The organism is Alishewanella sp. WH16-1 (genome assembly GCF_001441695.1).
Taxonomy (GTDB): domain Bacteria; phylum Pseudomonadota; class Gammaproteobacteria; order Enterobacterales; family Alteromonadaceae; genus Alishewanella; species Alishewanella agri.
Genome location: NZ_LCWL01000038.1, coordinates 37,410 through 64,043 on the forward strand (window position 1 = coordinate 37,410; position 26,634 = coordinate 64,043).

Consider the following 26,634-nt stretch of genomic DNA (forward strand, 5'->3'; position numbering starts at 1 on the left):
CTTTATCCGGCCTGACTATGGCGAATAGCGACGTTAGGACTCATAACTCTTTATAAGGTTCCCACTATGCTAATACAAGAGTTTTAAAACAACTGTTTTAATTTCGGTAGACAGTGGTTACAATCGGATGAATATCAGAGGTCTGACCTGTAATCAGGCCATCAGAAAACAAGAGGATAACTATGGCAGCGCCTATCAACCTGAGAACCCGTGATGGTGAGCGGATTGCGATCGTCTCCGGGCTTCGTACGCCTTTCGCTAAACAAGCTACTGAGTTTCATGGCGTATCCGCCCTGGATCTGGGTAAGTTGGTGGTTAACGAACTGCTGATCCGGGCTGAGCTGGATCCGGCTCTGGTCGAGCAGGTGGTATACGGTCAGGTGGTACAAATGCCGGAAGCACCGAATATTGCCCGCGAAATCGTGCTGGGCACCGGTATGCAGGTACACACTGACGCCTTTAGTGTCACCCGCGCCTGTGCCACCAGCTTTCAGTCAGTAGTCAGTGTTGCCGAATCCATGCTGGCCGGTGTTACGCAGATCGCCATTGCCGGTGGTGCGGACTCCAGCTCAGTCTTACCTATTGGCGTGAGCAAGAAACTGGCGCGCGCCCTGGTCGATGTCAATAAAGCTAAAACTCTGGGCCAGAAACTGGCAATTTTCCGCCGCTTGGGCCTGAAAGACTTACTGCCGGTTCCACCAGCGGTAGCCGAATACAGCACCGGCCTGTCAATGGGCGATACGGCTGAACAAATGGCGAAAAGCCATGGTATCAGCCGGGCGGCGCAGGATGAACTGGCACACCGCTCGCACACGCTGGCGGCGGCTGCCTGGCAAGCCGGCAAGCTGGCCGATGAGGTAATGACCGCCTATGTTGAGCCGTACAGCCGCTATTTAAAGATCGATAACAATATCCGGATGGAGTCGAAACTCGACTCCTACGTCAAATTAAAGCCGGTATTTGACCGGGTGCATGGCTCTGTAACGGCGGCAAACAGTACGCCGCTGACCGATGGTGCTTCTGCAGTACTGATGATGACCGAAGGCCGCGCCAAGGCGCTGGGCTATACCCCTTTGGGTTATCTGCGCAGCTACGCCTTTTCGGCCATCGGCGTACATGAAGATATGCTGATGGGCCCGTCTTATGCGACGCCGATCGCGCTGGATCGCGCCGGGATGAAACTGTCGGATCTGACGCTGATTGAAATGCATGAAGCCTTCGCTGCGCAGGCGCTGGCCAATATGAAGATGTTTGGTAGCCGTAAATTTGCTGAAGAAAAGCTGGGCCGCAGCGAAGCCATTGGCGAAATTGATATGAACAAATTTAACGTCAACGGTGGTTCACTGGCTTATGGCCACCCCTTTGCCGCGACCGGCACCCGCTTAATAGTGCAAACCCTGAATGAATTAAAACGTCGTGGTGGTGGCATCGGCCTGACCACTGCCTGCGCCGCCGGCGGTTTAGGCGCAGCGATGATTGTGGAGACCGAATAATGACTGAGACAGTAAGCAGCTTTAGCTTAAGCATCCGCGATGACAAGGTGGCCGTGATCACCATGGATATTCCGGGTGAAAGCATGAATGTCCTGAAAGCCTCGTTTGCCGATGAAATTGATGCCATGCTGAAACAGCTGGCTAACGACAGTACCTTAAAAGGCGTGGTCTTTATCAGCGGCAAAAAAGACTCCTTTATTGCCGGCGCCGATATCAGCATGCTCGATGCCTGTCAGACGGCAGAGCAGGCGCAAACTATTGCCGCGATGGGACAACAAATGTTCGACCGGCTGGAGCAACTGCGCCTGCCGGTCGTTGCTGCGATCCATGGCCCTTGCTTAGGTGGCGGTCTGGAGCTGGCACTGGCGTGTCATGCCCGGGTTGCCAGCAGCAGCCCGAAAACTGTGCTGGGTTTGCCGGAAGTACAGCTGGGCTTACTACCGGGCAGTGGTGGTACCCAGCGTTTACCGAAGTTAGTTGGCGTGCAAAAAGCGCTGGATATGATCCTGACGGGTAAGCAATTGCGTGCTGCCCAGGCGAAGAAGCTCGGTCTGGTCGATGAAGTGGTGCCGGAGAGCATTCTGCTCGATGCCGCAGTGAAAAAAGCGCTGGCCGGTAAACCACGGCGCGAAGCGAAAAAGCAGAGCCTGCTGAATAAACTGCTGGAAAATACCGGACCAGGTCGCAAACTGGTGTTTTCACAGGCGCTAAAACAAACGCTGAAGAAAACCCAGGGCAATTATCCTGCCGCCCTGCGGATTATTGAAGTGATTCAAACCGGCGTCGAGCAAGGCTATCAAAAAGGCCTGGCCGCAGAGGCCAAAGCCTTTGGCCAGCTTTGTATGACGTCAGAGTCGGCGGCGCTGCGCAGTATTTTCTTTGCCACCACTCAGATGAAGAAAGAAAGCGGTGCCGGTGATGCTAAACCGCGTAAGGTGCGCAAAGCCGCAGTACTGGGCGGCGGTCTGATGGGCGGCGGTATTGCCAATGTCAGCGCCACCAAGGCCGGTGTACCGGTGCGGATCAAAGATATCGCTGAGCAGGGTATTAATAATGCGCTGAAATACAGCTTTGATATCCTGAACAAAAAATATAAAAAGCGCTTTATCAGCAAGGCCGAGATGCAAAAGCAGCTGCTGTTGATCACCGGCACTACCGATTACAGTGGTTTCCATGATGTCGATATCGTGGTTGAGGCGGTATTTGAAGATCTGAGCTTAAAGCAGCAAATGGTGGCTGATATTGAACAGCACTGTGCGGAGCATACCATCTTTGCCAGCAATACCAGTTCGTTACCTATTCACAAAATTGCCGAAAAGGCAGCGCGCCCGGAAAATGTGATCGGTCTGCATTACTTCTCACCGGTAGATAAAATGCCGCTGGTAGAAGTGATTGCGCATGACAAAACCTCTGCGGAGACCATCGCTACTACGGTTGCTTTCGCCCGTAAGCAAGGCAAAACGCCGATCGTGGTTAAAGACGGTGCCGGTTTCTACGTTAACCGCATTCTGGCGCTGTATATGAATGAGGCGGCCAATATTCTGCTTGCCGGTGAGCCGGTAGAAAAAATTGACCGTGCACTGGTCAAATTCGGCTTCCCGGTAGGCCCGGTGACGCTGCTGGATGAAGTGGGTATTGATGTTGGCGCCAAAATTTCTCCGATTTTAACGGCTGAGCTCGGTGAGCGCTTTGCCGCCCCGGCTGCTTTTGACAAACTGCTGGCCGATGGCCGTAAAGGCAAGAAAACCGAAAAAGGGTTTTATCTTTATGGTAAGGCCGCGAAAAAAGGTAAAAAGCTGGTTGATGAGTCGGTGTATGCAGTGCTTGGCGTAACACCGGCGCCGGCGCTAAATAGCGATGAAATTGCCAGCCGCTGTACCGCGCAGATGTTAAATGAGGCGGTACGTTGTCTGGAAGAGGGTATTATTGCCTCGGCCCGGGATGGGGATATTGGTGCCATCTTTGGTATCGGTTTCCCGCCGTTCCTTGGTGGTCCGTTCCGCTATATCGATAAGCTGGGTGTCAATAATCTGGTGGCGACCTTACGGCAGCTGGAAAGCCGCTTTGGTAGCCGCTTTACGCCGTGCGATACCTTGTTAAAAATGGCGGAGCAAGGCGAGCGTTTCTATTCATAGCTTCACCGCTTCCCAGTAACAATGATTAATTGTTACTGGTCGAACTATTAAAGGGCCTGCGGGCCCTTTTTGCTGCCTTTTTTGTATAAAAATGCAACTAAAGGATAACAGCAAGACGTCTGGATTGCTGATATAATCGTCAGCTCAGATTGCGTTGTAGAGGAGTGACCAGGTGTTATTGGTTCCGGTAGTTTGGTTAATGGTAGCAGTGGGGGTTTATATTGCAGCACTACGCAGTGGCATGGCCGCGTTGCGTTGGGCGGTTGCAGCCATCTTTACCGGTCCGTTATTGTTACCGCTGTTTAACAGCCACAAACGCTTATTATTGCGTCGCGCCCGTGGCCGCAATGCCGGTTTATTCCGCCCCTAAGGTCAGTAGCTGTTGACTGATCTGTTTAATCAGATTGTCTTCACGTCGCTCCCGATGGCATACCAGGTAATAAGGTAATACCAGGCTGGGAAGTTGTGGCATGGGTTGTAATTGCTTGCTGCTCAGATATGGCTGCAGTAACGGCGCCGGTAAGTAGCTGTAAACCGCCTGGTGTAATACTGCGTCTAATGCCAGCTCACAACTGTTAGTGCGCAGGGTGGTCCGGTTTGCCGACTGATGGCCCGGATGATAGCCCCAATCCAGATGGCAGTACGCCAGCTCGTCCACCACCGCCGAACCCTGGCATACCGCTAGCAAAGTAACTTGTCCTTGCGCAACACCATACAACTCGTCGGTTTTTGCCGGTTCGGTTAGCAGCGCCAGATCCAGCTGTTGGCTCAGTAGCTGTTGACTCAGGTGCTCCCGCGACAACGAATCGATACGCAGATTCAATTCTGGCAGCCGTTGTTGTAACGCCCTGAGCGGTGCTGTGAGCAGCGAATTGACAAACAGTGGTGCTACCCCAAGTTGGAAATAGCAGGGCTCGTTGACGCTGTTGGCAACGTCCTGGCGGGCTTTTTGTAGCGCTGCCAGCATGGTTTGCGCATGTGGCAACAAACGTTCCCCTGCGGCTGTTAACTGAATGTTATTGCGATGTCGGATAAATAGATTTACCCCCAGTTGTTGCTCCAGTTGACGGATCCGAAAACTCACCGCAGATTGCGTGAGGTATAAATTTTCAGCAGCCTTACCAAAATGGCGGGTGCGCTGTACTTCCAGGAAGGTTTTCAGTAAGTCAGTATCCAAGCTAGCCTCAAATTAAATTTATCGTAACCATAAAAAACTTTTGTTTTACGACAGGAATTTTGTTAACCATACTCCGCACAGTTTAAACAGGCTGGCTTGATATTCAACGACATGAGAGGAAAAAAGTGATGCAGCAAAGTTTTGTCGCTAATCGTCGCTTTTTCGATGACCGGAATTTCCCGCGTGGTTTTACCCGGTCCGGGCGCTTTACACTGGCAGAGGGCAATCTGCTGGAGAAACACGGTTTAGCAATGCAGGAACTGGAGCAGGGTGCGAGACAGCCAGCTAACGACGAAGAACAGCGCTTTGTGCTGGTGTGTCGTGGTGAGGCGGAAGCCACTTCAGTCTATGAAAAAACCTGGCTAAAGTATAAACAACGGCTGGCTGAGAAGCGTAAGTTCCACACAGTGTTTGGCAAAAAGCGTATCGCTGATGGTTCGGACGACTTTTCTTACGTCGAGACCGATGCCGATTAAAAAAAGCCCGTCAGGGCTTTTTTTACGGCTGTAACCTAGGGCGTGTTGACGTTTGCAGCTTGTTTTTGCAGCCGTTTGGCTGGTGTTTATACAAGGCAGAGCTTGTGATGTGTAGTTATTCTACATGAACAAGCGATAACGCAGTAGAAACGCCAGCCAAACGCTGCCCGAAGGGTTCGCGCTGGCGGCGCTTTGCTCTTTGTCACTCGTCACTTATTTAGAATAACTAAACTGCGCTCCTCGTTTCGCGATCAAAGCGCCGCCAGTGCGAACAAAATCTAAGCAGCAAACGTCAACACGCCCTAGATTAACGAGTCCTAAAGCAAGGCGACCTTAGGGCGTTGTTTCTTTTGCTCTACCAGAAAGGCGGCAAAGTCTTCCGCCGACAGCGGCTTGCTATAGTAGTAACCCTGAATAATTTCGCAGCGCAGCTTACGCAGTTGTTCCAGTTGTTCGTGGGTTTCCACGCCTTCAGCTACGACACTTAAGCTCAGGTTGTGGGCGATAGTGACAATGGTATCAACCATATTGCGACCACGGGCACTGCTCATATCGTCAATAAAGGCTTTATCGATCTTCAGCGTATTCAGTGGGAATTGTTTCAGATAAGCCAGCGAGGAGTAACCGGTGCCAAAGTCGTCCATCGCCAGGTGAATGCCGCGGGCACGCAGTTTTTTCATGGTATCAATCGCCAGTTTTGGCGACTGCATTACCGTACCCTCAGTAATTTCCAGCTCCAGATGATAAGAAGGCAGATCGGTTTGCTGCAGAATATCGTCAATCTGGTCACACAAAAACGGCAGCATAAATTGCTTAGCCGACAGGTTCACCGCGACGCGGCCATGGAATAATCCCTGAGCAATCCAGCGTTTTACATCGATACAGGCTTTACGTAATACCACGGTACCGATATCGACAATCTGGCCGGTTTCTTCGGCAACCGGAATAAAGCTGCCGGGGCTGACCAGGCCACCTTTTGGCGTGATAAAGCGCACCAGCGCTTCCATCCCGACCACCTTGCCGCTGAGCAGATCCATCTTCGGTTGATAAAACACCGTAAAATAATCTTCTTTCAGGCCATGACGGATCAGGTTTTCAATTTGCAGTCGTTTTACCGCCTGTTTGTTCATGGTGTCATTAAAAAACAGATAGCGGTTGGCGCCTGAACTCTTGGCGTGGTACATGGCCGTATCAGCGTTACGTAGTAACGCCTGCGGATCCTTACCATCCTCCGGGAATAACACTATACCAATACTACTGGTAACGGCTAATTCGTGCTGATCAACGGCAAAAGGCTTATTGATTTGCTCCAGCAGGCTTTTCGCCAGACTGGTAATGGCGTGGATATCGTTAGTGTTGTCCAGTAACACCGCAAACTCATCACCACCCAGCCGGTACAGTTTCTGGCGGAACAATTTGTTGTTATGCAGGCGCTCGGCCAGTTTGCAAAGCAGGGCGTCACCCAGCTCGTGACCCAATGAGTCGTTAATCTTTTTAAAGTTATCCAGATCGAACACTAACAGTGCATGTTCGGTTTTGTCGGTTACCAGGCTGGCCAGTTTATTCATAAAGACCGCGCGGTTGGGCAAGCCGGTCAGGGTGTCACTGTTGGCCAGCCGGCTTAGCTCAGCTTCGCGTCTCTTGCGGTCAGAGATATCGGAAAATACTGCCACATACTGCGTAATAAAGCCTTGCTCGTCTTTGATCACGTCAAAGGTTAACTCTGCCTGGTAGTAATCGCCGTTGGTTTTCAGTTCCCGGATCTCACCACTCCAGCGCCCGTCTTTAACCAGTTTCTTTTCAATTTCTTGGATAAAGCGCGGCGGATACAACGTAAGCTGAAAGCGGCTTTGTAACACTTCATCGCGACTCTTGCCGGTGATGACGCTGAAGGCCGGGTTAACTTCGATAATATTGAATTTGGTATCACAGATCAGCACCGCATCGGAGATGTTTTCCAGACAGCGGGCAAACAGTTGCATTCGTGCTTCAGCTTGCTTTAATTGGCTGATGTTTTTCAGAGTACCGGTCATCCGTTGCGCTTTACCGGTCTCGTTATATGAGACAACCTTGCCGCGGTCTAACACCCAGATATAGGTTTCATCCGCGGTTTTAACCCGGTAACTGGCTTCAAAAAACGGGCTGTTACCGGCCAGATGTTGCGATAGCGCGTGGCTGACCCGTTCCAGATCCTGAGGATGAATCAGCTGTTTATTCGGTGGGAAATCTTCAGTCTTTGGGGCTATCGCCAGCGGCTCAAGCCAGGCACTGGAGCGATAAAGTTCGCCGGTTTCAATATTCCAGTCCCAAAGTTCATCACCGCTGCCCCAAATCGATAAGCGTAAGCGTTCTTCGCTTTTCGCCAGCGCCTGATGGTAACGCCGCATCCGCCGCAAACTGAGTTGAGCTAATAGCAGTCCGGTAAGTGCCAACGCGAGTAAAACGTGGAATAAATAAGGTTGTACAGCATCCCAGCTAAGGGCCGCTGCAGCGAGGGGCAAGAAGAATAACGTTGCTAGCGTTAGCCCCAAAAGTGTCAGGGTAAGAAAAGTAATTGTTTTATCGCGCACTTTATTATTTTTTTATACTGCTTTTGGGCTAAGTTAACCAAGAAAAACGGTACTGTCAAAAGCAATTTACTGCCGTTGCAATATTTTCAGTAATTCAGCTTTATGCAAAGATTGTACATAATTATTTTCCGGCGCACTGTCTGTCGCCAGAATCAACACCGGATAGTCTGGCGCCAGCAATTGTTGTAAGAACGCCAGAAAGTCGCTGGCGGTTAACGCATTTAAACAACTAAGAATTTGCTGATTTAAATCAAACTGATAGTCAGCCTGGCCCAGCGCCAGCCAGAAACGTTTGGCACGGGCGCTCAGGCTGGTATCCCGCTCACAAAGCTGAGCCGCCAACCCTTGCTTTAATGATTGAAACTCGTCGTTATCCAGTAAACTTAACTCGCTCACGCATTGCTGAAAAAACTGCACTGTTGCCTGGTAGAGTGCGGCGGCAGGATAAGCCGGTGACTGAACATAAAACGCCATGCCGGGCAGGGTGTTGACCGGCACATAACCGGTGCCGACCAGATATCCAAGCTGTTGCTCGGTGCGCAGTTGATGAAAATAGCGCGGCGCCAGTAAGTGGTTCGCTAACATAAAGCGCGCCATCTGTGCCGGTGACTTGTCAGTCGCTGCCAGATAGGCGACCAAAGCATGGTCCGCCTGATGCGGATTGGCACTGCATAACCACACTGGTCCGGGCTGAGCATAGCGATATTGTACAGCGCTGAGCGCCTGGCCCGCAGCCCCCTGAGCGCCTTGCCAATCGGTTAACAGTGTCTGCAGCTGTTGGGCATCTGCCGGACTCCAGTTGCCGAGCAGCAAAGCTTCAAGATGTAACTGTTGCCACAATTGCTGCCTGAACAACGAAAAGTCGGCAAAGCTTAACTTAGCAAGGGCTTGCGCCAGCTCTTCCGGTTCAGGGTTTTGCGGTTGTAGCAGCGCAGACAGTTGACTGAATAACCGGGCAACAGGTTTGTTCTTGCTACTGTTTTGCCAGTGCCGGCATAGCAGTTGTTTTAACTCCGCAAAACGCTGCGGACAAAACACCGGATCTGGCAGTTGGCGCAGCAAATCGGCAAACAGCGCTAATTGGTTCGCAGTTAAACCGTTGGTTTGCAAACTGATCCCTTGCCGGTGCACGTGTAAAAAGTAATTTAAACCCGCAGTCGTTGCCGCGTAAAGTTGTTGGTTAAAGCGATCCAGCAGTAGTTCTACCCATAGCCGGCTGGCTGCTTGTTGCCGGATAGTGGCACAGCTTTGTGGTAAGGTAATTTGCAAATAAATATGACCTTTGGGACTGGCAAAGTCGGTGTCTGCTTTGTACCACAACTGCAGTGCCGGCTGGTTACAAAAGTGTTGCGGGCTGGTCATATGCGCCGCTTTATCCAGTAATTTGAGTTCAGATTGCAAATACGGATTAGGTAGTGGCAAGCTTAGTTCTGGCAAGGGCGATTGAGTATCCAGCGTGGTTAACCAGTTCGGATCCAACGGCTGTAACTGATAAGGCGTGTGATACCAGCGTGCCTCGCGATCTGTGGTGACATCATCTGCAACTAACATCAGTCGCAGGTTACGGCTGCAAAAATAGTCCAATAACTGGCGATATAGCGCCTCGGGTGGCACTTCCATCCGGTAGTCACCGAACAGCACATCCTGCAGCGGATAGTGCTGCATATTCAGCGCCAGATCGGTCGCAGTTTGTAACACTGTCGCCGGCTCATAAAAGCGGTAAGCCCAGTTTAATAATTTCTGGCGCTCGGCAAATAAGTTGGCCGGGAAGGGGCTGTCTTTTAGTAAACGCACTTTGGCAAACAGTGTTTGCACGATTTGTCGGTACTGTTGTCGTCCGGCCACAGTGAGTTCAAATGCCAGAGTAAAGTCTTTGTAGTTACTGCCGTCAATACCACCGCCGGCACTCAGCTGATTAACCAGCCCCTGCTGTTTTAGCAGCGCCAGTAATGAACCCGGGCCCTCATCACCGAGCAGATGAGCGACAAAACTGACTACTTTATAGCGATACCAGGGTTGGATATCCGGTAGCGCAAAGCTGATGACCAGCCGGTTACTGCTTTTGTGCGGCTTAATGTTTAGTTGTAACTGCTGCTGTTGCTCCAGGTATAGCGGGACTTGTAACGGTGCTTTCGCTGGCAGGTGATCACTGATCTGACTGAAGCTTTGTATTGCCAGAGTGCGCAGCTCGGCCAGGCTTTGCGGGCCAATCAGACAGACACTCATTCTTTGGGCACTATATTGCTGGTGGAAGAACTGACTGACGGCCTGTTGCAAGCTGTCGCCGGGGCGATCAGCCAAAGTTTGGGCGTTGCCAACAGAAAATTTGGCAAAGGGATGCGCCGGATTAATGCTTTCTTTGTGCACCTGATAAATTCGCCGGCTATCGTCTTTCAGCTTTAAAGAGAACTCAGCTTCAATAGCCTGACGTTCTTTTTCGACATAGTCACTACTGAACAGCGGTTCGCTAAACATGGCAGCGAAGCGGCTTAAACCTGCGGCAAAGTGCTGCTGCTCGATATCAAAATAGAATTGACTGTGTTCGGTACCGGTCCAGGCGTTGTGACTGCCGCCATGCTCACTGATAAAGTGTTGTAACTCGCCGGCTTGCGGGTAGGCGCGACTGCCCAAAAACAGCATATGCTCCAGAAAATGAGCCAGGCCTTCCCGGTCTGCAGGATCGTCAAAGTGGCCGACGTTGACTGTCAGCGCGGCGGCGCTTTTTTCACTATCGGCCTGATGAACCAACAGCACGGCCAAACCGTTAGACAATTTCAGGTATTCAAATTGTCTGGGATCATTCGGGCTTTGCAGGATAGATGTGCTTGCCAAGTGATATCCTTTGGAGTGGCTGGGAGTATCCGGCCTCTCATAGCGATAAGTAATAACCAGCATGAGTCTTATGCTTTAATAGCAGTTACGCTGGCCGCTGACTTTCATTATCATAGCGCACTATTTTCACCTGACGCATGCTTATTTGCTAAACAGCCGACCAGATGGGACAGACAGACCACCGAGATGGGACAGATAGAGTAGTATGGTAACAACTTCATGGTAAATATCGTGATTATGCGTCACGGCGAAGCCGAGCCGCCAGCAGTGGACGATCAGCAGCGAGCCCTGACCACACAGGGGCGCAGCGAAGTTCAGCAAATGGCAAGCTGGTTGGCGCAGGCATACCCGGCATTTGATTACCTGTGGGTCAGCCCCTATTTGCGAACCCGGCAAACGGCGGCACTGATGTTGGAGGCACAGCAACGCGGATGTCAGTTGCAGGTGATGCAGCAGTTAGTACCCGATGGTCAGGCAGAACAGGTGAAAACCGCTCTCGATTTATTGCTCGCTGAACAACCTGATGCCAGAGTGTTATTGGTATCGCATATGCCGTTGGTAAGTTTTCTGGTGGAAAGCCTGACCGAAACCGGCAGAGCGCCGATCTTTACCACTGCAGCCTTGTGCTGTATCGACTATCAGACGGCACGGGGCGGAAAATTGCTGGAGCAAAATTCGCCACTCGAATTGACGTTGTTAAAAAGTTAGCGCCGGCCAGCAGCGGGCAGTTCACGAAATTGCTGCTCGTTGCTCTGATTGATTTTAAGCAATAACAACAGGGCGCCATGCTTGCCCCAGGTTTTCGGAGCAGTGTGAAAGGCGCGCACATTCGGATGTTGCACCAGCCAGTTTGGTACCTTACGTGCCAGTATGCCCAGCCCCTTGCCATGTACGACACAGGCGCAATTAAATTGCTGCTGCTGACAGTAGTCCAGTAAGCCAGCCAGCTGTGTTTTCGCTTCATTGGCCGTCATGCCGTGTAAATCCAATACCACCTGCGGTTCTAATTCACCGCGGCGTAAGCGGCCGGCCAGCATCGGATCGTCACCCTGCTGCACATAAGACAAGCTGCCGCTGGTGTCGGTAATGGCTTCATATTCATCGGAGAAAAAGAACAGTTTTTGCGCAGATAGCTCAGCGGCAGCTGTCGGCAGGCGTTTTTGCTTGCTGCGTCTGACAACTGGCGGTATCTTGTCCTGCTCAAGCGGGCGGGCACCGGCGACACTGTCGCGAAACAGGGCTCGCTCTTCGACGCTGAGTGCATCGGGCTTCGGCTTTTTTTGCTGCATCGGCCTTAATCTATACTATCTTATTAGCTGCTACCGGAGCCAAGGATACCATGTCTGACACCTTACCCGCACCCTTTAGTCCTGAATTACTGGACCGCGCCTATAGCGAACTGCAGACCCTGCATGACTGGTTACGTTGGGCCGTTAGCCGGATGCACCAGGGTGGGGTTTATTTTGGCCATGGTACCGATAACGCCTGGGATGAAGCCGCAGTGATGCTCTCGCATGTGTTGTACTTGCCGCCCCTGCGTGATGAAAAGTTATTTAGCGTGCGCCTGACATTGGATGAGAAACAGCAATTTGTCGCGCTGTTAGAACAACGGATTGCGCAGCGCATTCCAGCCGCCTATCTGACCCAGCAAGCCTATTTTTGTGATCTGCCGTTCTATGTCGATGAGCGGGTGTTGATCCCGCGCTCACCGATTGGCGAGCTGATTAAGCAGCAGTTTCAGGGCCTGCTACCGGCTGGCAGCAGCCCGGCCCATATTCTGGATCTCTGTACCGGCTCGGGCTGTATTGCCATTGCCTGTGCGGTGGCTTTCCCGGAAGCGCAGGTTGATGCCGTCGATATCAGCGAGGATGCACTGGCAGTATGCGAGCTGAATATTGCCGAGCATCAGCTGCAGGAGCGGGTCTACCCCATTCTGTCAGATGGCTTTAGTGCCCTTGCCGGTCAGCAATATGATTTGATAGTCACCAACCCGCCTTATGTCGATGCTGAAGATATGGCTGATTTGCCGGATGAATACCGGCACGAACCAGAATTGGGGCTGGCGTCTGGTATCGACGGCCTGGCATTAACCCGGCAGATCCTGCGCGATGCGGCCGCACATTTAACCGAGCAGGGTATTTTAGTTTGTGAAGTGGGCAATAGTATGGTTGAATTGCAGTATAGATATCCAGACGTCCCATTTCGCTGGCTGGAGTTTAGTGCCGGAGGCCTTGGTGTCTTTGCACTGAGCAAAGCACAACTTGTCGCTTGCCAGCATTTATTCGAGGAAAGTTAAATGGCAGGTAACAGCATCGGCCAGTTATTTAAAGTTACGACTTTTGGTGAAAGTCATGGTCCGGCGATTGGCGGCATTGTCGATGGTTGCCCGCCTGGTATGGTATTAACGGCCGAAGATTTACAATTGGATCTTGATCGGCGCAAGCCCGGCACGTCGCGCTACACCACACAGCGCCGTGAAGAAGACAGTGTCAAAATCCTCTCTGGTGTGTTCGAGGGTAAGACAACCGGCGCCAGTATTGGCTTATTGATTGAAAATACTGATCAGCGCTCGCAAGACTATGCCAATATTGCCAGCCAGTTCCGGCCTGGCCATGCCGACTATACCTACTGGCATAAATTCGGTATTCGCGATTACCGCGGCGGTGGTCGTTCGTCGGCGCGCGAAACGGCAGTACGGGTGGCGGCCGGTGCCATCGCTAAAAAGTATCTCGCTGAGCACTGCGGTATAGAAATCCGCGGCTATTTACAGCAGCTGGGGCCGATTAAGGCCGAGCAGCTGGATTGGTCGCAGGTGGAACAAAACGCCTTTTTCTTCCCGGATGCCAGCAAGCTAGAAGCGCTGGATGACTATATGCGGCAGCTGAAAAAAGACGGTGATTCGGTTGGCGCGCGGGTTAATGTGGTGGCAACCGGTGTGCCGGTCGGTCTGGGTGAGCCGGTGTTTGATCGTCTGGATGCGGATATCGCCCATGCGATGATGAGTATCAATGCCGTTAAGGCAGTGGAAATCGGCGATGGTTTTGCGGTAGTTGAGCAGCGTGGCTCCACTGGCCGTGATGAGCTGACACCGCAGGGCTTTACGGCGAATCATGCCGGTGGCACCCTGGGTGGTATTTCCAGTGGCCAGGATATTCTGGTCAGCATGGCGTTAAAGCCGACTTCCAGTATCAGTATTCCGGGCAAAACCATTAATACCGCCGGTGAAGTGGTGGATGTGGTGACCAAAGGCCGGCACGATCCCTGTGTCGGTATTCGCGCGGTACCCGTTGCCGAAGCCATGCTCGCCATTGTGCTACTGGACCATCTGCTGCGCCATCGCGCCCAAAATGCCGGCGTCCAGGTCAGTACACCAGATATCGCGGCACTGGCACGGCAGCAGTAAAGTAATTAATACCGCTTTTTAATAACACTAGTTTAACGGAACAGTCGTGTTAACACTTGCCACCAAGCCAGCCCTTGCGCTGGCTTATTTTGCTTATTTCGGCGTCCTAGGCCTGTTTGTGCCTTATTTCGGGCTGTTTCTGGATGGCCGCGGTTTAAGTTCGGCGCAAATAGGCTTATTGCTGGCGCTGGTCACGGCGACGCGAATTGTTGGCCCGGCGCTATGGGGCACGCTGGCTGATAAAACCGCCAGGCCGCTGAGCATTATGCGCTTTGGCGCCATTATCGCGATCCTGGCCTGGTGCAGCAGCTTTGTCGATGCCGGCTTTTGGCCCTTACTGGCCGGCTTTGCGCTGTTTAGTTTTTTCTGGACCGCTATTTTACCGCAGCTCGAAGTCTGTACCTTTCATGCGTTGAACGATGATGCCGGTGCTTACAGCCGCATCCGCACTTCCGGCAGTGTCGGTTATATCATTCTGGTGCTGCTTGGCGGCTATTTATTTCAGCGCTTTGGCAGTGAGTTTATGCCGGCGACGGCGCTGCTGTTTTTAGGCTTACTGCTACTGAGCTTATTTAAACTGCCACCATTGCCTAAGTTGTCGGCCAGTCAGCAGGTGCACTTATCCTGGCGTCAGTTATTCAAAAGTAAGGTGCTGTGGCTGTTTATGGGCGCGGCCTTAATGCTGCAAATGAGCTTTGCGCCTTACTATGGCTTTTTTACCCTGTATTGCCGCGATCTGGGCTATAGCGGCACTGTTACCGGCTTGTTGATTGGCGTAGCGGTGGCGGCGGAGATTGTCGCTTTTTATTTTGCTGGCCGCATTTTAGGCCGTTTCAGACTGGGGCATTTACTGGCCGCCTGTTATGGCTTAACTGCGCTGCGCTGGTTAATCGTCGCTTATCTTGGTGATCAGCCGCTGGTGCTGGCAGCCAGTATGCTGTTACATGCCGGTAGCTTTGCCATTGCCCACAGCGGCGCTATGCAGTTTATTCAGCAGTTTTTCCCCAAGGCACAGCGTGGCCGCGGTCAGGCGTTTTATGCCGGTATTATTTATGGCGGTGGCGGGGCTATCGGCGCCTATATTGCCGGTATCAGCTGGCGCGATGGGGCTGGCGCCAGTGCCACCTTTACGTTGGCAGCACTGGCAGCGGCAATAGCGATGCTATTGGCGCTAAGCTTACCGCGTACTATGCCGCGAGCGGATGATAAAGCGACGGATTCGTCTTAGCGCATTAGCCACTTAAGCAGCGCTTTAAACAACGGCCGGTTAAAGGGCGGGTAAATCAAAATGCTGCTACTAAAGCGGCCTTTCTGGTGCACCGCCTTAGCGTGGGAAAAACGCCAAAAGCCTTCCGGACCATGGTAGTTACCCAAACCTGATGGCCCGATGCCACCAAAGGGTAAGTCCTCCTGCGCTACATGCAGCAGCGTATCGTTAATACAAACACCACCGGCATGAGTTTGGGTTAACACTCGCTGTTGTAACAGCTTATCTTCACTAAATAAGTACAGCGCCAGCGGCCTGGGTCTGGATTTAATATAGTCAAGCGCCTGCTCAAAGCTGTCATAGCCGATAATCGGCAACAAGGGACCGAAAATTTCCTGCTGTAAAATCTGACACTCCTCGGGCACATCAACCAGCAAGGTTAGCGGTAGCCGGCGCTGTTGTTGTTGCAGCTCGCTGCCTATTCCTGCACAGGGATAAGCGGTTGCGCCTTTAGAGAGCGCCTCGCTTAGCAGCTGTTGTAAGCGCTGATAATGCTGCGTATTGATCACCGTGCTGTAATCGGGGTTAGTGGCAAAATCAGGATAGAGTTTGGCAAAATCGGCTTGCAGCTGGCTAATCAGCGCTGGGATCCGGGCTTTTGGCACTAACACATAATCGGGTGCGACACAGGTTTGGCCGGCATTGGCGGTTTTGCCAAACAGCAAGCGCTGGCTAAAATGCACTAAGTCGGTATCCGCTGTCAGCAGTGCCGGGCTTTTACCGCCCAGCTCAAGCGTCACCGGGGTAAGATTGGCCGCCGCAGCCTGCATCACTTTGCGTCCGACGCCGGTAGAGCCGGTAAACAACAGATGATCAAAAGGCAGGGCGGCAAAATCGGCGGCAACCCCAGCATCGCCCTGAACCACACTAACACAGTCAGTTAAGCCCTCTGCCAGCATTTCAGCCAGCACCGCATTGGTTGCCGGAGTAAACTCCGACAGCTTTAACATCACCTGATTACCGGCTGAGAGTACCGCCATAAGCGGGCTAAGTGCCAGAAAAATCGGATAATTCCACGGCACAATAATACCAACCACACCTAACGGCTGCGCCAGCACAAAGTTTTTTGCCGGCGCAAAGGTATAGTGCACGGCACGGCGCTGCGGTTTTAACCAGCCTTTAAGCTGTGACAACTGATATTTGATGCCCTGCAGACTGGGCGCAATTTCCAGCAGCTGCGTTTCAACACTGCTGCGCTGGCCAAAATCACGGGCGACGGCCTGTTGTAACGCCGTGTCGTATTGTTTTAGCAACCCAGCCAGACGCTGCAAGCGTTGCTTGCGTGTAGCAAGTGATGGATAGGGTTCGGCGTTAAACTGCTGTTGATGCTGTTGAAACAGGCTTTCTATGCTCATCAGAACTCACTACTGCTAGGGCGTGTTGACGTTTGCTGCTTGTTTTTGCAGCCGTTTGGCTGGTGTTTATACAAGGCAGAGCTTGTGATGTGTAGTTATTCTACATGAACAAGCGATAACGCAGTAGAAACGCCAGCCAAACGCTGCCCGAAGGGTTCGCGCTGGCGACGCTTTGCTCTTTGTCACTCGTCACTTATTTAGAATAACTAAACTGCGCTCCTCGTTTCGCGATCAAAGCGCCGCCAGTGCGAACAAAATCTAAGCAGCAAACGTCAACACGCCCTAGAACACGCTGGGTTATGCCGTTACTCTAAAGTAGTCCAACCAGTGGAGCAAGTTTAGTTGCCAGGTTACCAGGCTGCTACGTTACTAAGTCGCTTCGTTGCCAGGTTACCAGGCTGCTACGTTGCTAAGTTGCTTCGTTGCCAGGTTGTCAGGCACAGCGCTGGGCAAGCCGCAGTCAAATCGCTACAATGCGCAGCAATTTCGAAAGCTGTCACACAGGTGAGGTCGATGACAACGCAGTTTCGCTTGGGTTTGATTGTTAATCCGTTGGCTGGTTTAGGTGGCAGTGTCGGTTTAAAAGGCAGTGATGGCATGGCAGAGCAGGCGCTGGCGCTTGGTGCAGTGCCGATGGCGCAGCAGCGTGCCAGACAGAGCCTGGAGCAACTGCTGCCGCTGCGTGACAAGCTACAAATCGTCACCGTCGCTGGCGATATGGGGCAGCAGCTTTGTGAAGAGTTGGGTTTTGATTACCAGCTTTGCTATACCCCAGCGGATTCACTTACTACCGCGGCAGATACCGAGCAGGCTGCAGCTGTGATTGCCGAATCTGGTGTTGATTTACTGCTGTTTGCCGGTGGTGATGGTACAGCGCGCAATGTCTGTAGCGTTGTCGGCGCTAAAACTACTGTCTTAGGTATCCCTGCCGGTTGTAAGATCCATTCCGGCGTGTATGCGATTTCGCCGCTGGCCGCCGGTAAGCTGCTGGCGAAACTGGTCGCCGGTGAGCTGGTCAGTCAGCAGGAAGCCGCAGTGATGGATATTGATGAAAGTGCCTTTCGTCAAGGGGTCGTTAAAGCCCGCCGCTATGGCGAGATGCGCATTCCGGCTGAGCTGCGTTATGTACAAAGCGTTAAAATGGCCGGCAAGGAGTCAGAAGAGCTGGTACTGGATGATTTAGCGGCTTACGTTGCCGGCTTAATGGAACCGGATGTGCGTTATGTGATGGGCTCTGGCTCGACTGTTGCCGCGGTGATGGCGGAACTGGGGCTGGACAATACCCTGCTTGGTGTTGATGTGGTCGAAAATGGTCAGTTGCTGGCCAAAGACGTGACCGCAGCGCAGTTGCTGGAGTTGGTGCAGAATACCCCCAGCAAATTAATTATTACCTTGATTGGTGGTCAGGGCCATGTGTTTGGCCGCGGTAATCAACAACTCTCCCCGGCCGTGATCCGCGCCATTGGCCGCGACAACATTCTGCTACTGGCGACTAAGAGCAAGCTGCAGCAACTGAATGGCCGGCCATTACTGGCCGATACTGGCGATCCGGTGTTAGATCGCGAGTTACAGGGCTTAATCCCGGTGCTGACCGGTTACAACGATTATGTGATTTACCGCTTAGGTTATGAGGACGAAGCATAATGCAAGATAGCAATACCGAACACTGCAATACCGAACACTTTATTGCCCGGGCGGCGGAATTTTTTGACCAGTTAGTGCCGGTTGCCACGGACGATGAGCTATTTGCCGCCGGCTATTTACGTGGTCATGTTGATTTAGCCGTCGGAACCCTGCAACTGGCCGAACAACCTTTTAGCCTGGCCACCTTGCTGCAACAGGTTAACGATAGCCTGGAGCAGGCGATTGCCCAGGGCGAGCTAAATGCAACAGACGAATTGCTGGTGCAGGATATCTGGCAACGTTTACAACAGGCTGCCTGAGTCAAGGCAGCCTGAACAAGACTTTTGGCGGTAATTGACGTAAGATACTGCCATCTTTTAACAGTGGTGCAGCCCGGCTGCACCCGTCAATACAAGTGAAATCCATGTCAAAATTTACTACGTTAGAGCAGCACGCCAGCTACGGTATCGGTTTACAAATGGGGCAGCAACTGGCTGATCGTCCGTTCGATGGTTTAGATATTACCGCTGTCGCAGCCGGTTTAGCCGCTGCTTACAACGAGCAGGCGCCAGAAGTTAGCGATGAGCAAATCCGTGCTGCTTTCACCGTTATTAGCCAGCGCATGCAGGTCGAAGAGCAGGAAAAAGCCCAGGCACTGGCAGAAGCCGGTGAAATGTTCCTGGCAGAAAATGCCAAGCGTCCGGAAGTAACCGTTACTGCTTCTGGCTTACAGTATGAAGTTCTGGTAGCCGCCGAAGGCGATAAGCCCACCGCAGCCTCGACCGTGCGTACCCACTATCACGGTACCCTGATTGATGGCACTGTGTTTGATAGCTCTTATCAGCGCGGTGAACCAGCAGAATTCCCGGTATCCGGCGTTATCGCTGGCTGGACTGAAGCGCTGCAACTGATGGCGGTAGGTTCAAAACTGCGGCTATATATTCCGCATAACCTGGCCTATGGTGAGCGCGGTGCCGGCAATGCTATTGCACCTTTCAGCACCCTGGTATTTGATGTGGAACTGCTGGCGATTCTGTAACCCTTAGTTTCCGCTTCCATGTGAAAAAGCCGGCGTTGCCGGCTTTGTGCTTTTAATGCTGATAAAATTGCTGAAAAGATCAGCAAACAGTCGCCTAAGCCCCCAGTTTTTCTGCAGTTTTCTAAACAGACGTTATACTTTCAGCAGACGTTTTTTATTCACCGAACTGAGAGTAGCTTATGGCAAATTTGACCATTCAAACCCGTATCCTCCTGCTGGCGTTATTACCCAGCACCTTACTGGCAATAGTGCTGGTGACTTTTAGCTTAATGCAGGCGCGTAGCCTTGGCCAGCAGGGCGTGGATGGCTTTGCAGAGGTGTATAGCCAAAGCCAGCAGGCAGTAATTAAAAACTATATGGAGCTGGGTAAAACGGCCATTGCTCATCTTTATAATGCGCCGGATGCCGCAACCAATCCGGCCATTCGGGAAGAAGCCATAAATATCTTGCGCCAACTGCGTTTTGATGACAGTGGCAGCATGGGCTACTTCTTTATCTATGATCAGCAGGGTGTCAATGTGATGCACGCTGCTAACCCCGCCTTGCAGGGTCGTAATCTGATGGATCTAAAAGATCCGAACGGCGTTGAAGTCATTCGGGGCCTATGGAATGCCGCCCGCAGTGGCAAAGGCTATTTGTATTATCACTGGAATAATCCGGAAACCAATACCACGGATCCGAAACTGGGTTATGCCGAAGAGCTCACCAAATGGGGTTTAATGCTAGGCACCGGCTTTTGGATCGACAGCCTGGATAAACAGGTTGCAGTAATGCAGCAGCGAGTCGATGACTCGCTGGCAACCAGCCTCTGGAGTTCGATAGTCACCGCAGCTATTGCGTTAATTGTGATTACCTTGCTAGCCCTGGTAGTAGTACGCAGTATTATTACACCACTGAAATCGGCAGTAAGCGCCATGACCGACATTGCTCAGGGTGGCGGCGATTTACGGCATCGCTTAACGGCTGAGGGTAACGATGAATTAGCGCAACTGGCGCAGGCCTTTAACCGTTTCGCCAGTCAGGTCCGGGATTTGGTGGCACAGGTCGCGGGTTCGACCAAAACGCTGAATGAAAGTGCCAATGAGCTAAATGGCATTATGCGCCAGGCCGGGCAGGGCGTGGCACGCCAACAATCTGAGAGTGATCAGGTGGCTACAGCAATGAACGAAATGGCGGCTTCGGCCCACGAAGTAGCAGATAGCGCCATGCGCGCTTCTGAAGCCGCGGCTAATGCCGAGGATCTGGTCAGTAACTCGAAGCAGACTTTGCTGCAAACAGTGCGGGTAATTGATGGTTTGGCGGAGCAGGTGACGCATGGGGTTTCGGTTATTGGCGATTTAAGCAAAGAATCCGACAGTATCGGCGGAGTACTGGATGTGATCCGCAGCATTGCTGAGCAAACCAACCTGCTGGCACTGAATGCGGCTATTGAAGCGGCGCGCGCCGGCGAAGCGGGTCGTGGTTTTGCGGTGGTTGCAGATGAAGTGCGTACTCTGGCCAGCCGCACCCAACAAAGTACCCAGGAAATTCAGCAGATGATCCAGCGCCTGCAAGCCGGTATTAAGGGCGCCATTGATCTTATCAGCCGGTTAAAACAAAGCAGCCAAAGTAGTGTTGACGAGATCCGGCAGGTTGAGCTGGCACTGAATCAAATTAGTAGTGCGGTTAATACCATTAACAATATGAATGCGCAGATCGCCACCGCCGCCGAGGAGCAAACTCATGTTTCCGGCGCCATTAACGAGAACGTACATCAAATCGTGGTGGTCACCGAAGAAACCGCTGAGGGAACGCGCCGCGCTTCCAGCACCAGTGAACGCTTAAATGCGCTGGCCGCTGAACTGGATAGTCTGGTGGGGAATTATAAAGTCTAATTATCACAGGGTGAGTCAAAAATTAAGGCCGCTGTTGCGGCCTTAATGTTAACCCCGATAAGGATTACGTGAGAGCTTAGCCAACTGACTTAGCAGAATCAGCAGCGCGCTGAGTGCATAAGCTGCCATTAATACCCGGCTCCAGCCCGCCATCGTTAAACCAGCAAACTGCCAATCAACACCGCCACAGGTACCGGTGACTTCAAATACTGTCGGTAGCCATTTATCTAACGCCAACCATGCCGGGAAATCCGCGAATAACGCACAGGTGGTAAAACCGCCACTGGCGAGTGTTTGTTCTATATTGACCAGCTCTTGTGCCTGAAATAAGCCATATAAGGCACTACCAAGCCAAAGTAAGGTGCCTGACAGACGCAACAGCAGCTGACGCGGCGCCAGTAATACTAATAAGGCGGCGACTAAGATCCCGGCAAAAGCGACCCGGATATAAATACATTTAATACAAGGTTGGTAATTAAGTTGGTATTGAAAATAGAGGCCGGCCAGCTCCATCGCCAGAGCGGTCAGCGCTAACAGTAGCCAGGGCCAGCGCTGCATTGATAAAGATTTCAGTGTTTTAAACATGGTTATTGGTATCTGTTGTTGTTGTTTTGTTGGCTAATCTAAGGGATTTCGACAAAATTCACAATGCGGCTACGACGTGAATAACCCGCTTGGCAAGCTATTTTTACATGCTGACTTGTTAATGGCATCGGCTCTGGTACAATCAGTGGCAACTAATAAGAACATTTATTGACACGGATAACGGTGCATGACCAATCTGATTAAAGCGCAAAGCCCGGCGGGTTTTGCCGAAGAATATATCGTCGATTCCATCTGGAATGGCAAATTTGCTCCTGGCTCCATTTTACCTGCAGAGCGTGAACTGTCTGAATTAATTGGTGTTACCCGCACGACGCTGCGCGAGGTATTACAACGTTTGGCCCGTGATGGCTGGCTTACCATTCAGCATGGCAAACCGACTAAGGTAAATAACTTCTGGGAAACCTCAGGTCTGAATATTCTGGAAACCCTGGCACGTCTGGACGAAGAGCGGATGCCGGATCTGGTCGATGAGTTATTATCAGCGCGGACTAATATCAGTGCTATCTATATTCGTGGTGCGATTAAAACCCATAAGCAGCAGGTGATTGATTTTCTGACCGGCTCCGAGCGCCTGGAAGATACTGCCGAAGCCTTTGCTGACTTTGACTATAATTTGAATCATGAGTTAGCTCTGCATTCGTCGAATCGTATTTATGTATTAATCTTAAATGGTTTCCGCGGCCTGTATAACAAAATTGCCCGCTTTTACTTCTCCAGCCCGGCAGCGCGGGAACTGGCCCGTCAGTACTACCAACAGCTAAAAGCGCTGGCACAGGCTGGCCGACACGATGACGTGGTGATGGCTGTGCGTAAATACGGTATCGATAGCGGTAAGATCTGGTCTGAACTGCGGCCGACCATTCCCCGTGATTTGATGGAATAAGTTAGACCGATACAAACAATAAAGCCGCAGCTTCGCTCTGCGGCTTTTTTGTTGCTGGTCGAGCTGGGCTGAACTAATAAAATGATATAAGATATTCCCAATAGTTATATAGCATACTGTGCACGGAGTCTGTCATGCCTGCGGTACCTGAGACCTGTCGGAAACTGAGTGAAATTTATCTGGACAATAATGCCACTACCCCAGTTTTGGCTGGTGCCGCGGCTGCGGTACAGCACTGCATGCAGCAGGGCTTTGGCAATCCTAGTAGCAGCCACAGCACAGGTATTAAAGCGAAAGCCTTGCTGGAGCAAACCCGTAATCTGGCCCGGCAGTTATTGGGTGCCAGCAGTGGTGAGATTATTTTTACCTCTGGAGCAACAGAAGGGATCCAGACCTCAGTACTATCGGCGTTACTGGCGATCCGTGAGCGCGGTTTAGCCGGAGCTAATACCTTATTATTGTATGGCGCCACCGAACATAAGGCGGTACCTGAGAGCCTGAAACACTGGAATAGCGTGCTGCAGCTTGGTGCAAGCGTAAAGCCAATCCCGGTATTAGCAAACGGTTTACTGGATTTAACGGCGTTAGCGGAGCTATTACCGAATGCGGCTCTGGTATGCACCATGGCTGCCAATAACGAGACTGGGGTGCAACAAGATTTACGCGCCCTGGAAAAATTAATCCGCAGTATAAAACCCGATGCTTACTGGCTAGTTGATTGTGTGCAGGCGCTCGGTAAGATGCCGCTGCAGTTGGCGGCGACGACGATCGATTATGCGCCCTTTAGTGGACATAAACTGTATGCCCCTAAGGGTATCGGTTTTTTGTATGTGCGTAAGGGCGCACCGTACCAGCCCCTGATCACTGGTGGTGGGCAAGAGGGCGGTTTGCGTTCGGGTACGGAAAACCTGCCGGGTATTGCGGCACTGCATTATATTTTTGAGCAATTACTGAGTAATGAGCAAAGTGTTTTTGCCAGTAGTGAACAGCTACAGCAGTTTCGTCAACAATTACTGGCGGCATTGCAGCAGCTGTTCCCGTCCCTGGTGTTAAACAGTGAGTTACCTTATGCCCTGCCCACCACCCTAAACTTTTCGGTACCGGGGTTTTTCGCCAAAGATATTCTGGATCTTTTCGATGCCGCCGGGATCCGCGTCAGCTCAGGCTCAGCCTGTAGCTCGAAAGTCACAGGCAGCTTTGTTTTAGATGCAATGGGGTTGGCGCGTTGGCGCAGCGAGGGCGCGATCCGGTTATCCTTTGGTCCGGCGTTTACGGCGCAGGAATGTCAGCAGGCCTGTCAACGACTTACCGATTTGGTGCCGGTAGTACAACAACATGGTCTGGTGCTAACGGATGGCGACCCGCTTAATATTCCGAGTGCCAGTGGTCTGTACCAATTTAAATTTGATGCCTGTTGTACGTATTTACTGCTGTGCCCGCAAAGCCGCCAGGCGGTGATCATTGATCCGGTGCTGGCGTTAGCCGAGCGCTTATCCAATATTATCCAAAGCCAGCAGATTAGCCAGGTTTGGGTATTAGAAACGCATTATCATCAACAGCCCGGGCAAGCTGCGCAGTTGCTGCGGCAATTGTTTAGTGCGGCCGCAACGGATGCGTTTGGTTGGCCAGAGGCTGCCGCTGAGATAGCGGTTGATTCTTTTCTGTTACGACGGCTGGCGACACCGGGGCATAGTGATACGGCCTACAGTTATTTGTTAACGCAGCACGGTGATTTAAAAGCCGCCTTTGTCGGTGATTTGATTTTAGCCGGTGGCATTGGCCGCACCGACTTGCCTGGCAGTGATGCGCTGGCGCTGCAACAGAGTGTACAGCGGCTGGCGCAGCAGCTTTATCCTGACACGCTGCTGTTCTCCAGCCATGATTATGCGCAACGTTTTGTTACCCGCCTTGATCTGGCCTTGACCGAAAGCCCACTACTGGAAAAATTACTGGCTAATGCGCCAGAGCAGGAATGGCGACAGGCGCTTAATCAGCAATGTCAGCAGTTACAACAGGCCAGCAGCTATCTGTGTGGTTATGTTGAAGTGACAACGGATGATGCTATAGCGTTAGTTAAACCGGCACAGTTGCCGCAATTACTTAGTACGCAGCAGCCCCTGGTAATAGATGTACGTGAACCCTATGAACAAAGTGCTGGCGCCTTGAGCCAGTATTTACCTGCCAGCGCCAGGATCCAACAAGTACCGTTATCGCGTTTATGTGATGCCGTACTACAGCACAGTTTAACGCCTGATTTACCTTTATTGTTAGTTTGTCGTAGTGGCAATCGTAGTTTGTTAGCTGCCAGAGTATTGCGGCGTCTGGGCTTTCAGCAATTGTGGAATTTACAGGGCGGTGTGGCTCTACTCAGTTAGTCGGGGCAGGCAAAAAAAACGCCGGCAAGGCCGGCGCAAACATGCTGCATCAGGTTGTTTACTCAGTAAAAAAACTGTTGGAGCGGGTTTAACAGCCGCGTTAAGCCTTTATTAAACTTCAATGGCGCGCTTAGCACCGACAAACACAAGCAATCTTCATCCGCCCGGGTATGGGGAGTATGGGTATCTGCTGGTGTATTGATTAACAAATCCCCGGCACCATATTCACCGTTCTCGTCACAGATGGTGCCACTTAACACCAGCGTCATTTCCAAACCAAGATGGGTGTGATTAGGTATTTCAGTACCTTTATCAATATAAAGCAAAGATACATGCATCTTATCGCCAGCCGGTAACTTGGCTGTTGCCACACCACCTAGCTGTAACCATTTGCCATGCTGATTAGCCAGGCGGCTCAGCGCGCGTGGTACGCGAAACTCTCGACCATTAATGTTGACTGTCACTGCATCGCGTTGCTGCGTCTTACGCGGCTTTTCAAGCTGAGGCTCAGCGGTAATGGCGGAAAAAAGTGCAGCGAAATCGTCAGCCATCACTGGTGCATCATCAGCAGCCAACGAGCTTGCCTGATCATTGTGAATATCCTGACACAGGCGCTGGCAATGCGGACATAAATCAATATGCGTTGCTACCGCCAAAGCGACATCGGGCGCCAGCGTACCTTCAACATATTGTTCCATTAACATCATACCGGGATGATATTTAACTGCGTGTGTCATCTAATGCCTCTCTCAAACGATCCAGAGCCAACCGAATCCGGGACTTTACGGTACCAAGCGGGATATCCAGCTCTTCTGCTACTTCCTGATGTGATTTTTCTTCCAGATAAACTTTTTGCATTACCAGGCGCTGTGCGATAGGTAAAGCATCAAAATAAGGTGCCAGCTTTTCACTCAGCAACATGGTTTCCCACTGATCGCTGGACGATTCTTCCAACTCTGGATAATCGCCATCGGCCCATAAATCATCGGCACTGATATCATCTTTGCGGCTTTGTTTTTTCCGCAACATGTCAAAGCGTACATTACGGGCGATAGTAAAAATCCAGGTTGATGCGCAGCCGCGGCTGGCGTCAAACAAGCGGGCTTTTTTCCACACGTTCAGCATGGTGTCCTGCACCATTTCCAGCGCTTGTTGTTCATTACCGAACATTTTCATGCCAAAGGCTTTTAATCTCGGCGCGAAATAATTAAATAACTCAGCGTACGCAGCTTTATCAGCGTTTAACGCTACAAAGTTGAGTGCATCTTCCCACTGCCCGCTGCGGATATGTGGCTCGGCACTAATGGTCATTCGTTCTGGCATCCTGGTCGCTGTTCCGGAGAGCTCATGATGCCTTGTCAGCGCGGTAGAATCCAACATATTTGACGTTCCTGGCTGTACCAGCTGTTAACTTATGGGTTCATGGTGTTTTACGCAGGCTGCTGCCGCCTGGTTTGTTTTTTAAGCTCTCAAAAAATAGAACGTATTTAGCAAAATAATCAGATTTTTTTTCTAAAAATTATAAG

22 protein-coding genes are annotated in these 26,634 nt (G+C 51.6%); 14 read left to right on the top strand and 8 right to left on the bottom strand.

Going from position 1 to position 26,634, the window contains the following annotated elements; all coding sequences use genetic code 11:
- Positions 1-182: 182 nt before the first annotated feature.
- The 3 genes from fadI to AAY72_RS04380 all read left to right on the top strand — a co-directional run bounded on the left by fadI (position 183) and on the right by AAY72_RS04380 (position 3,998).
- Positions 183-1,493 (top strand): acetyl-CoA C-acyltransferase FadI, encoded by a 1,311-nt coding sequence (gene fadI, locus AAY72_RS04370; protein WP_057785729.1) that lies wholly within the window; start codon positions 183-185, stop codon positions 1,491-1,493.
- Positions 1,493-3,628 (top strand): fatty acid oxidation complex subunit alpha FadJ, encoded by a 2,136-nt coding sequence (gene fadJ, locus AAY72_RS04375; RefSeq protein WP_057785730.1) that lies wholly within the window; start codon positions 1,493-1,495, stop codon positions 3,626-3,628. Before fadI ends, fadJ begins: the two co-directional genes overlap by 1 nt.
- Positions 3,629-3,800: 172 nt before the next feature.
- A complete protein-coding gene (locus tag AAY72_RS04380) occupies positions 3,801-3,998 on the top strand; it encodes a hypothetical protein (protein ID WP_008983168.1) in 198 nt (65 codons plus the stop codon).
- On the opposite strand, the gene AAY72_RS04385 is transcribed toward AAY72_RS04380, so the two are convergent.
- Complete coding sequence (locus AAY72_RS04385; protein WP_057785731.1) at positions 3,984-4,805, bottom strand: LysR family transcriptional regulator; 822 nt, start codon at positions 4,803-4,805, stop codon at positions 3,984-3,986. The two genes, AAY72_RS04380 and AAY72_RS04385, sit on opposite strands and share 15 nt — an antisense overlap.
- 128 nt (positions 4,806-4,933) lie before the next feature.
- Between AAY72_RS04385 and maoP the strand changes: the two genes are divergently transcribed.
- The gene (maoP, locus tag AAY72_RS04390) at positions 4,934-5,281 is read left to right on the top strand and encodes a DUF413 domain-containing protein (protein WP_008983170.1); all 348 of its coding nucleotides are present in this window, start codon (positions 4,934-4,936) and stop codon (positions 5,279-5,281) included.
- A 317-nt stretch (positions 5,282-5,598) separates the two neighbouring features.
- Here the strand turns inward: maoP and AAY72_RS04395 are convergent, their stop codons facing one another.
- Both AAY72_RS04395 and AAY72_RS04400 read right to left on the bottom strand, forming a co-directional pair.
- Positions 5,599-7,668: a bifunctional diguanylate cyclase/phosphodiesterase gene (locus tag AAY72_RS04395; protein WP_057785732.1), complete on the bottom strand. Its 2,070-nt coding sequence runs from the start codon at positions 7,666-7,668 to the stop codon at positions 5,599-5,601.
- A 249-nt stretch (positions 7,669-7,917) separates the two neighbouring features.
- Positions 7,918-10,683 carry an insulinase family protein gene (locus AAY72_RS04400; protein ID WP_057785733.1) on the bottom strand — a complete coding sequence of 922 codons (2,766 nt, stop codon included), beginning with the start codon at positions 10,681-10,683 and terminating at the stop codon, positions 7,918-7,920.
- A gap of 219 nt (positions 10,684-10,902) precedes the next feature.
- On the opposite strand from AAY72_RS04400, the gene sixA reads away from it, so the two are divergent.
- Positions 10,903-11,391 (top strand): phosphohistidine phosphatase SixA, encoded by a 489-nt coding sequence (sixA, locus tag AAY72_RS04405; protein ID WP_057785734.1) that lies wholly within the window; start codon positions 10,903-10,905, stop codon positions 11,389-11,391.
- Here sixA and smrB read toward each other — a convergent pair.
- Complete coding sequence (gene smrB, locus AAY72_RS04410; protein WP_057785735.1) at positions 11,388-11,972, bottom strand: endonuclease SmrB; 585 nt, start codon at positions 11,970-11,972, stop codon at positions 11,388-11,390. The two genes, sixA and smrB, sit on opposite strands and share 4 nt — an antisense overlap.
- A gap of 50 nt (positions 11,973-12,022) precedes the next feature.
- Here smrB and prmB point away from each other — a divergent pair, with 50 nt between their 5' ends.
- From prmB to AAY72_RS04425, 3 genes are read left to right on the top strand one after another with little or no spacing between them, the layout of a single operon-like run.
- Complete coding sequence (gene prmB, locus AAY72_RS04415) at positions 12,023-12,979, top strand: 50S ribosomal protein L3 N(5)-glutamine methyltransferase (protein ID WP_057785736.1); 957 nt, start codon at positions 12,023-12,025, stop codon at positions 12,977-12,979.
- On the top strand, positions 12,980-14,086 hold the full coding sequence (aroC, locus tag AAY72_RS04420; RefSeq protein WP_057785737.1) for a chorismate synthase: 1,107 nt from the start codon (positions 12,980-12,982) through the stop codon (positions 14,084-14,086).
- Between the two features lie 46 nt (positions 14,087-14,132).
- Positions 14,133-15,314 (top strand): MFS transporter, encoded by a 1,182-nt coding sequence (locus tag AAY72_RS04425; protein WP_057785738.1) that lies wholly within the window; start codon positions 14,133-14,135, stop codon positions 15,312-15,314.
- On the opposite strand, the gene AAY72_RS04430 is transcribed toward AAY72_RS04425, so the two are convergent.
- Positions 15,311-16,708: a coniferyl aldehyde dehydrogenase gene (locus AAY72_RS04430; RefSeq protein ID WP_057785739.1), complete on the bottom strand. Its 1,398-nt coding sequence runs from the start codon at positions 16,706-16,708 to the stop codon at positions 15,311-15,313. The genes AAY72_RS04425 and AAY72_RS04430 overlap by 4 nt on opposite strands.
- Before the next feature lie 513 nt (positions 16,709-17,221).
- On the opposite strand from AAY72_RS04430, the gene AAY72_RS04435 reads away from it, so the two are divergent.
- The 4 genes from AAY72_RS04435 to AAY72_RS04450 all read left to right on the top strand — a co-directional run bounded on the left by AAY72_RS04435 (position 17,222) and on the right by AAY72_RS04450 (position 21,244).
- Positions 17,222-18,352 (top strand): ATP-NAD kinase family protein, encoded by a 1,131-nt coding sequence (locus AAY72_RS04435; protein WP_057785740.1) that lies wholly within the window; start codon positions 17,222-17,224, stop codon positions 18,350-18,352.
- Entirely contained in the window at positions 18,352-18,651 is a 300-nt protein-coding gene (locus tag AAY72_RS04440) for a YfcL family protein (protein ID WP_057785741.1), read from the top strand. Before AAY72_RS04435 ends, AAY72_RS04440 begins: the two co-directional genes overlap by 1 nt.
- Before the next feature lie 104 nt (positions 18,652-18,755).
- The gene (locus AAY72_RS04445) at positions 18,756-19,370 is read left to right on the top strand and encodes an FKBP-type peptidyl-prolyl cis-trans isomerase (RefSeq protein ID WP_057785742.1); all 615 of its coding nucleotides are present in this window, start codon (positions 18,756-18,758) and stop codon (positions 19,368-19,370) included.
- Between the two features lie 179 nt (positions 19,371-19,549).
- Positions 19,550-21,244 (top strand): methyl-accepting chemotaxis protein, encoded by a 1,695-nt coding sequence (locus AAY72_RS04450; RefSeq protein ID WP_057785743.1) that lies wholly within the window; start codon positions 19,550-19,552, stop codon positions 21,242-21,244.
- Between the two features lie 48 nt (positions 21,245-21,292).
- On the opposite strand, the gene dsbB is transcribed toward AAY72_RS04450, so the two are convergent.
- Positions 21,293-21,829, bottom strand: coding sequence for a disulfide bond formation protein DsbB (gene dsbB / locus AAY72_RS04455; protein WP_057785744.1), 537 nt, complete (start codon positions 21,827-21,829; stop codon positions 21,293-21,295).
- A 187-nt stretch (positions 21,830-22,016) separates the two neighbouring features.
- On the opposite strand from dsbB, the gene fadR reads away from it, so the two are divergent.
- Complete coding sequence (fadR, locus tag AAY72_RS04460) at positions 22,017-22,733, top strand: fatty acid metabolism transcriptional regulator FadR (RefSeq protein WP_008983182.1); 717 nt, start codon at positions 22,017-22,019, stop codon at positions 22,731-22,733.
- A 134-nt stretch (positions 22,734-22,867) separates the two neighbouring features.
- Positions 22,868-25,108: an aminotransferase class V-fold PLP-dependent enzyme gene (locus tag AAY72_RS04465; RefSeq protein ID WP_057785745.1), complete on the top strand. Its 2,241-nt coding sequence runs from the start codon at positions 22,868-22,870 to the stop codon at positions 25,106-25,108.
- Between the two features lie 62 nt (positions 25,109-25,170).
- Here the strand turns inward: AAY72_RS04465 and AAY72_RS04470 are convergent, their stop codons facing one another.
- Positions 25,171-25,845 carry a ChrR family anti-sigma-E factor gene (locus tag AAY72_RS04470; RefSeq protein WP_008983184.1) on the bottom strand — a complete coding sequence of 225 codons (675 nt, stop codon included), beginning with the start codon at positions 25,843-25,845 and terminating at the stop codon, positions 25,171-25,173.
- Positions 25,829-26,419, bottom strand: a complete 591-nt coding sequence (locus AAY72_RS04475; RefSeq protein WP_057785746.1) for a sigma-70 family RNA polymerase sigma factor — start codon at positions 26,417-26,419, stop codon at positions 25,829-25,831. Before AAY72_RS04475 ends, AAY72_RS04470 begins: the two co-directional genes overlap by 17 nt.
- Positions 26,420-26,634 lie beyond the last annotated feature (215 nt).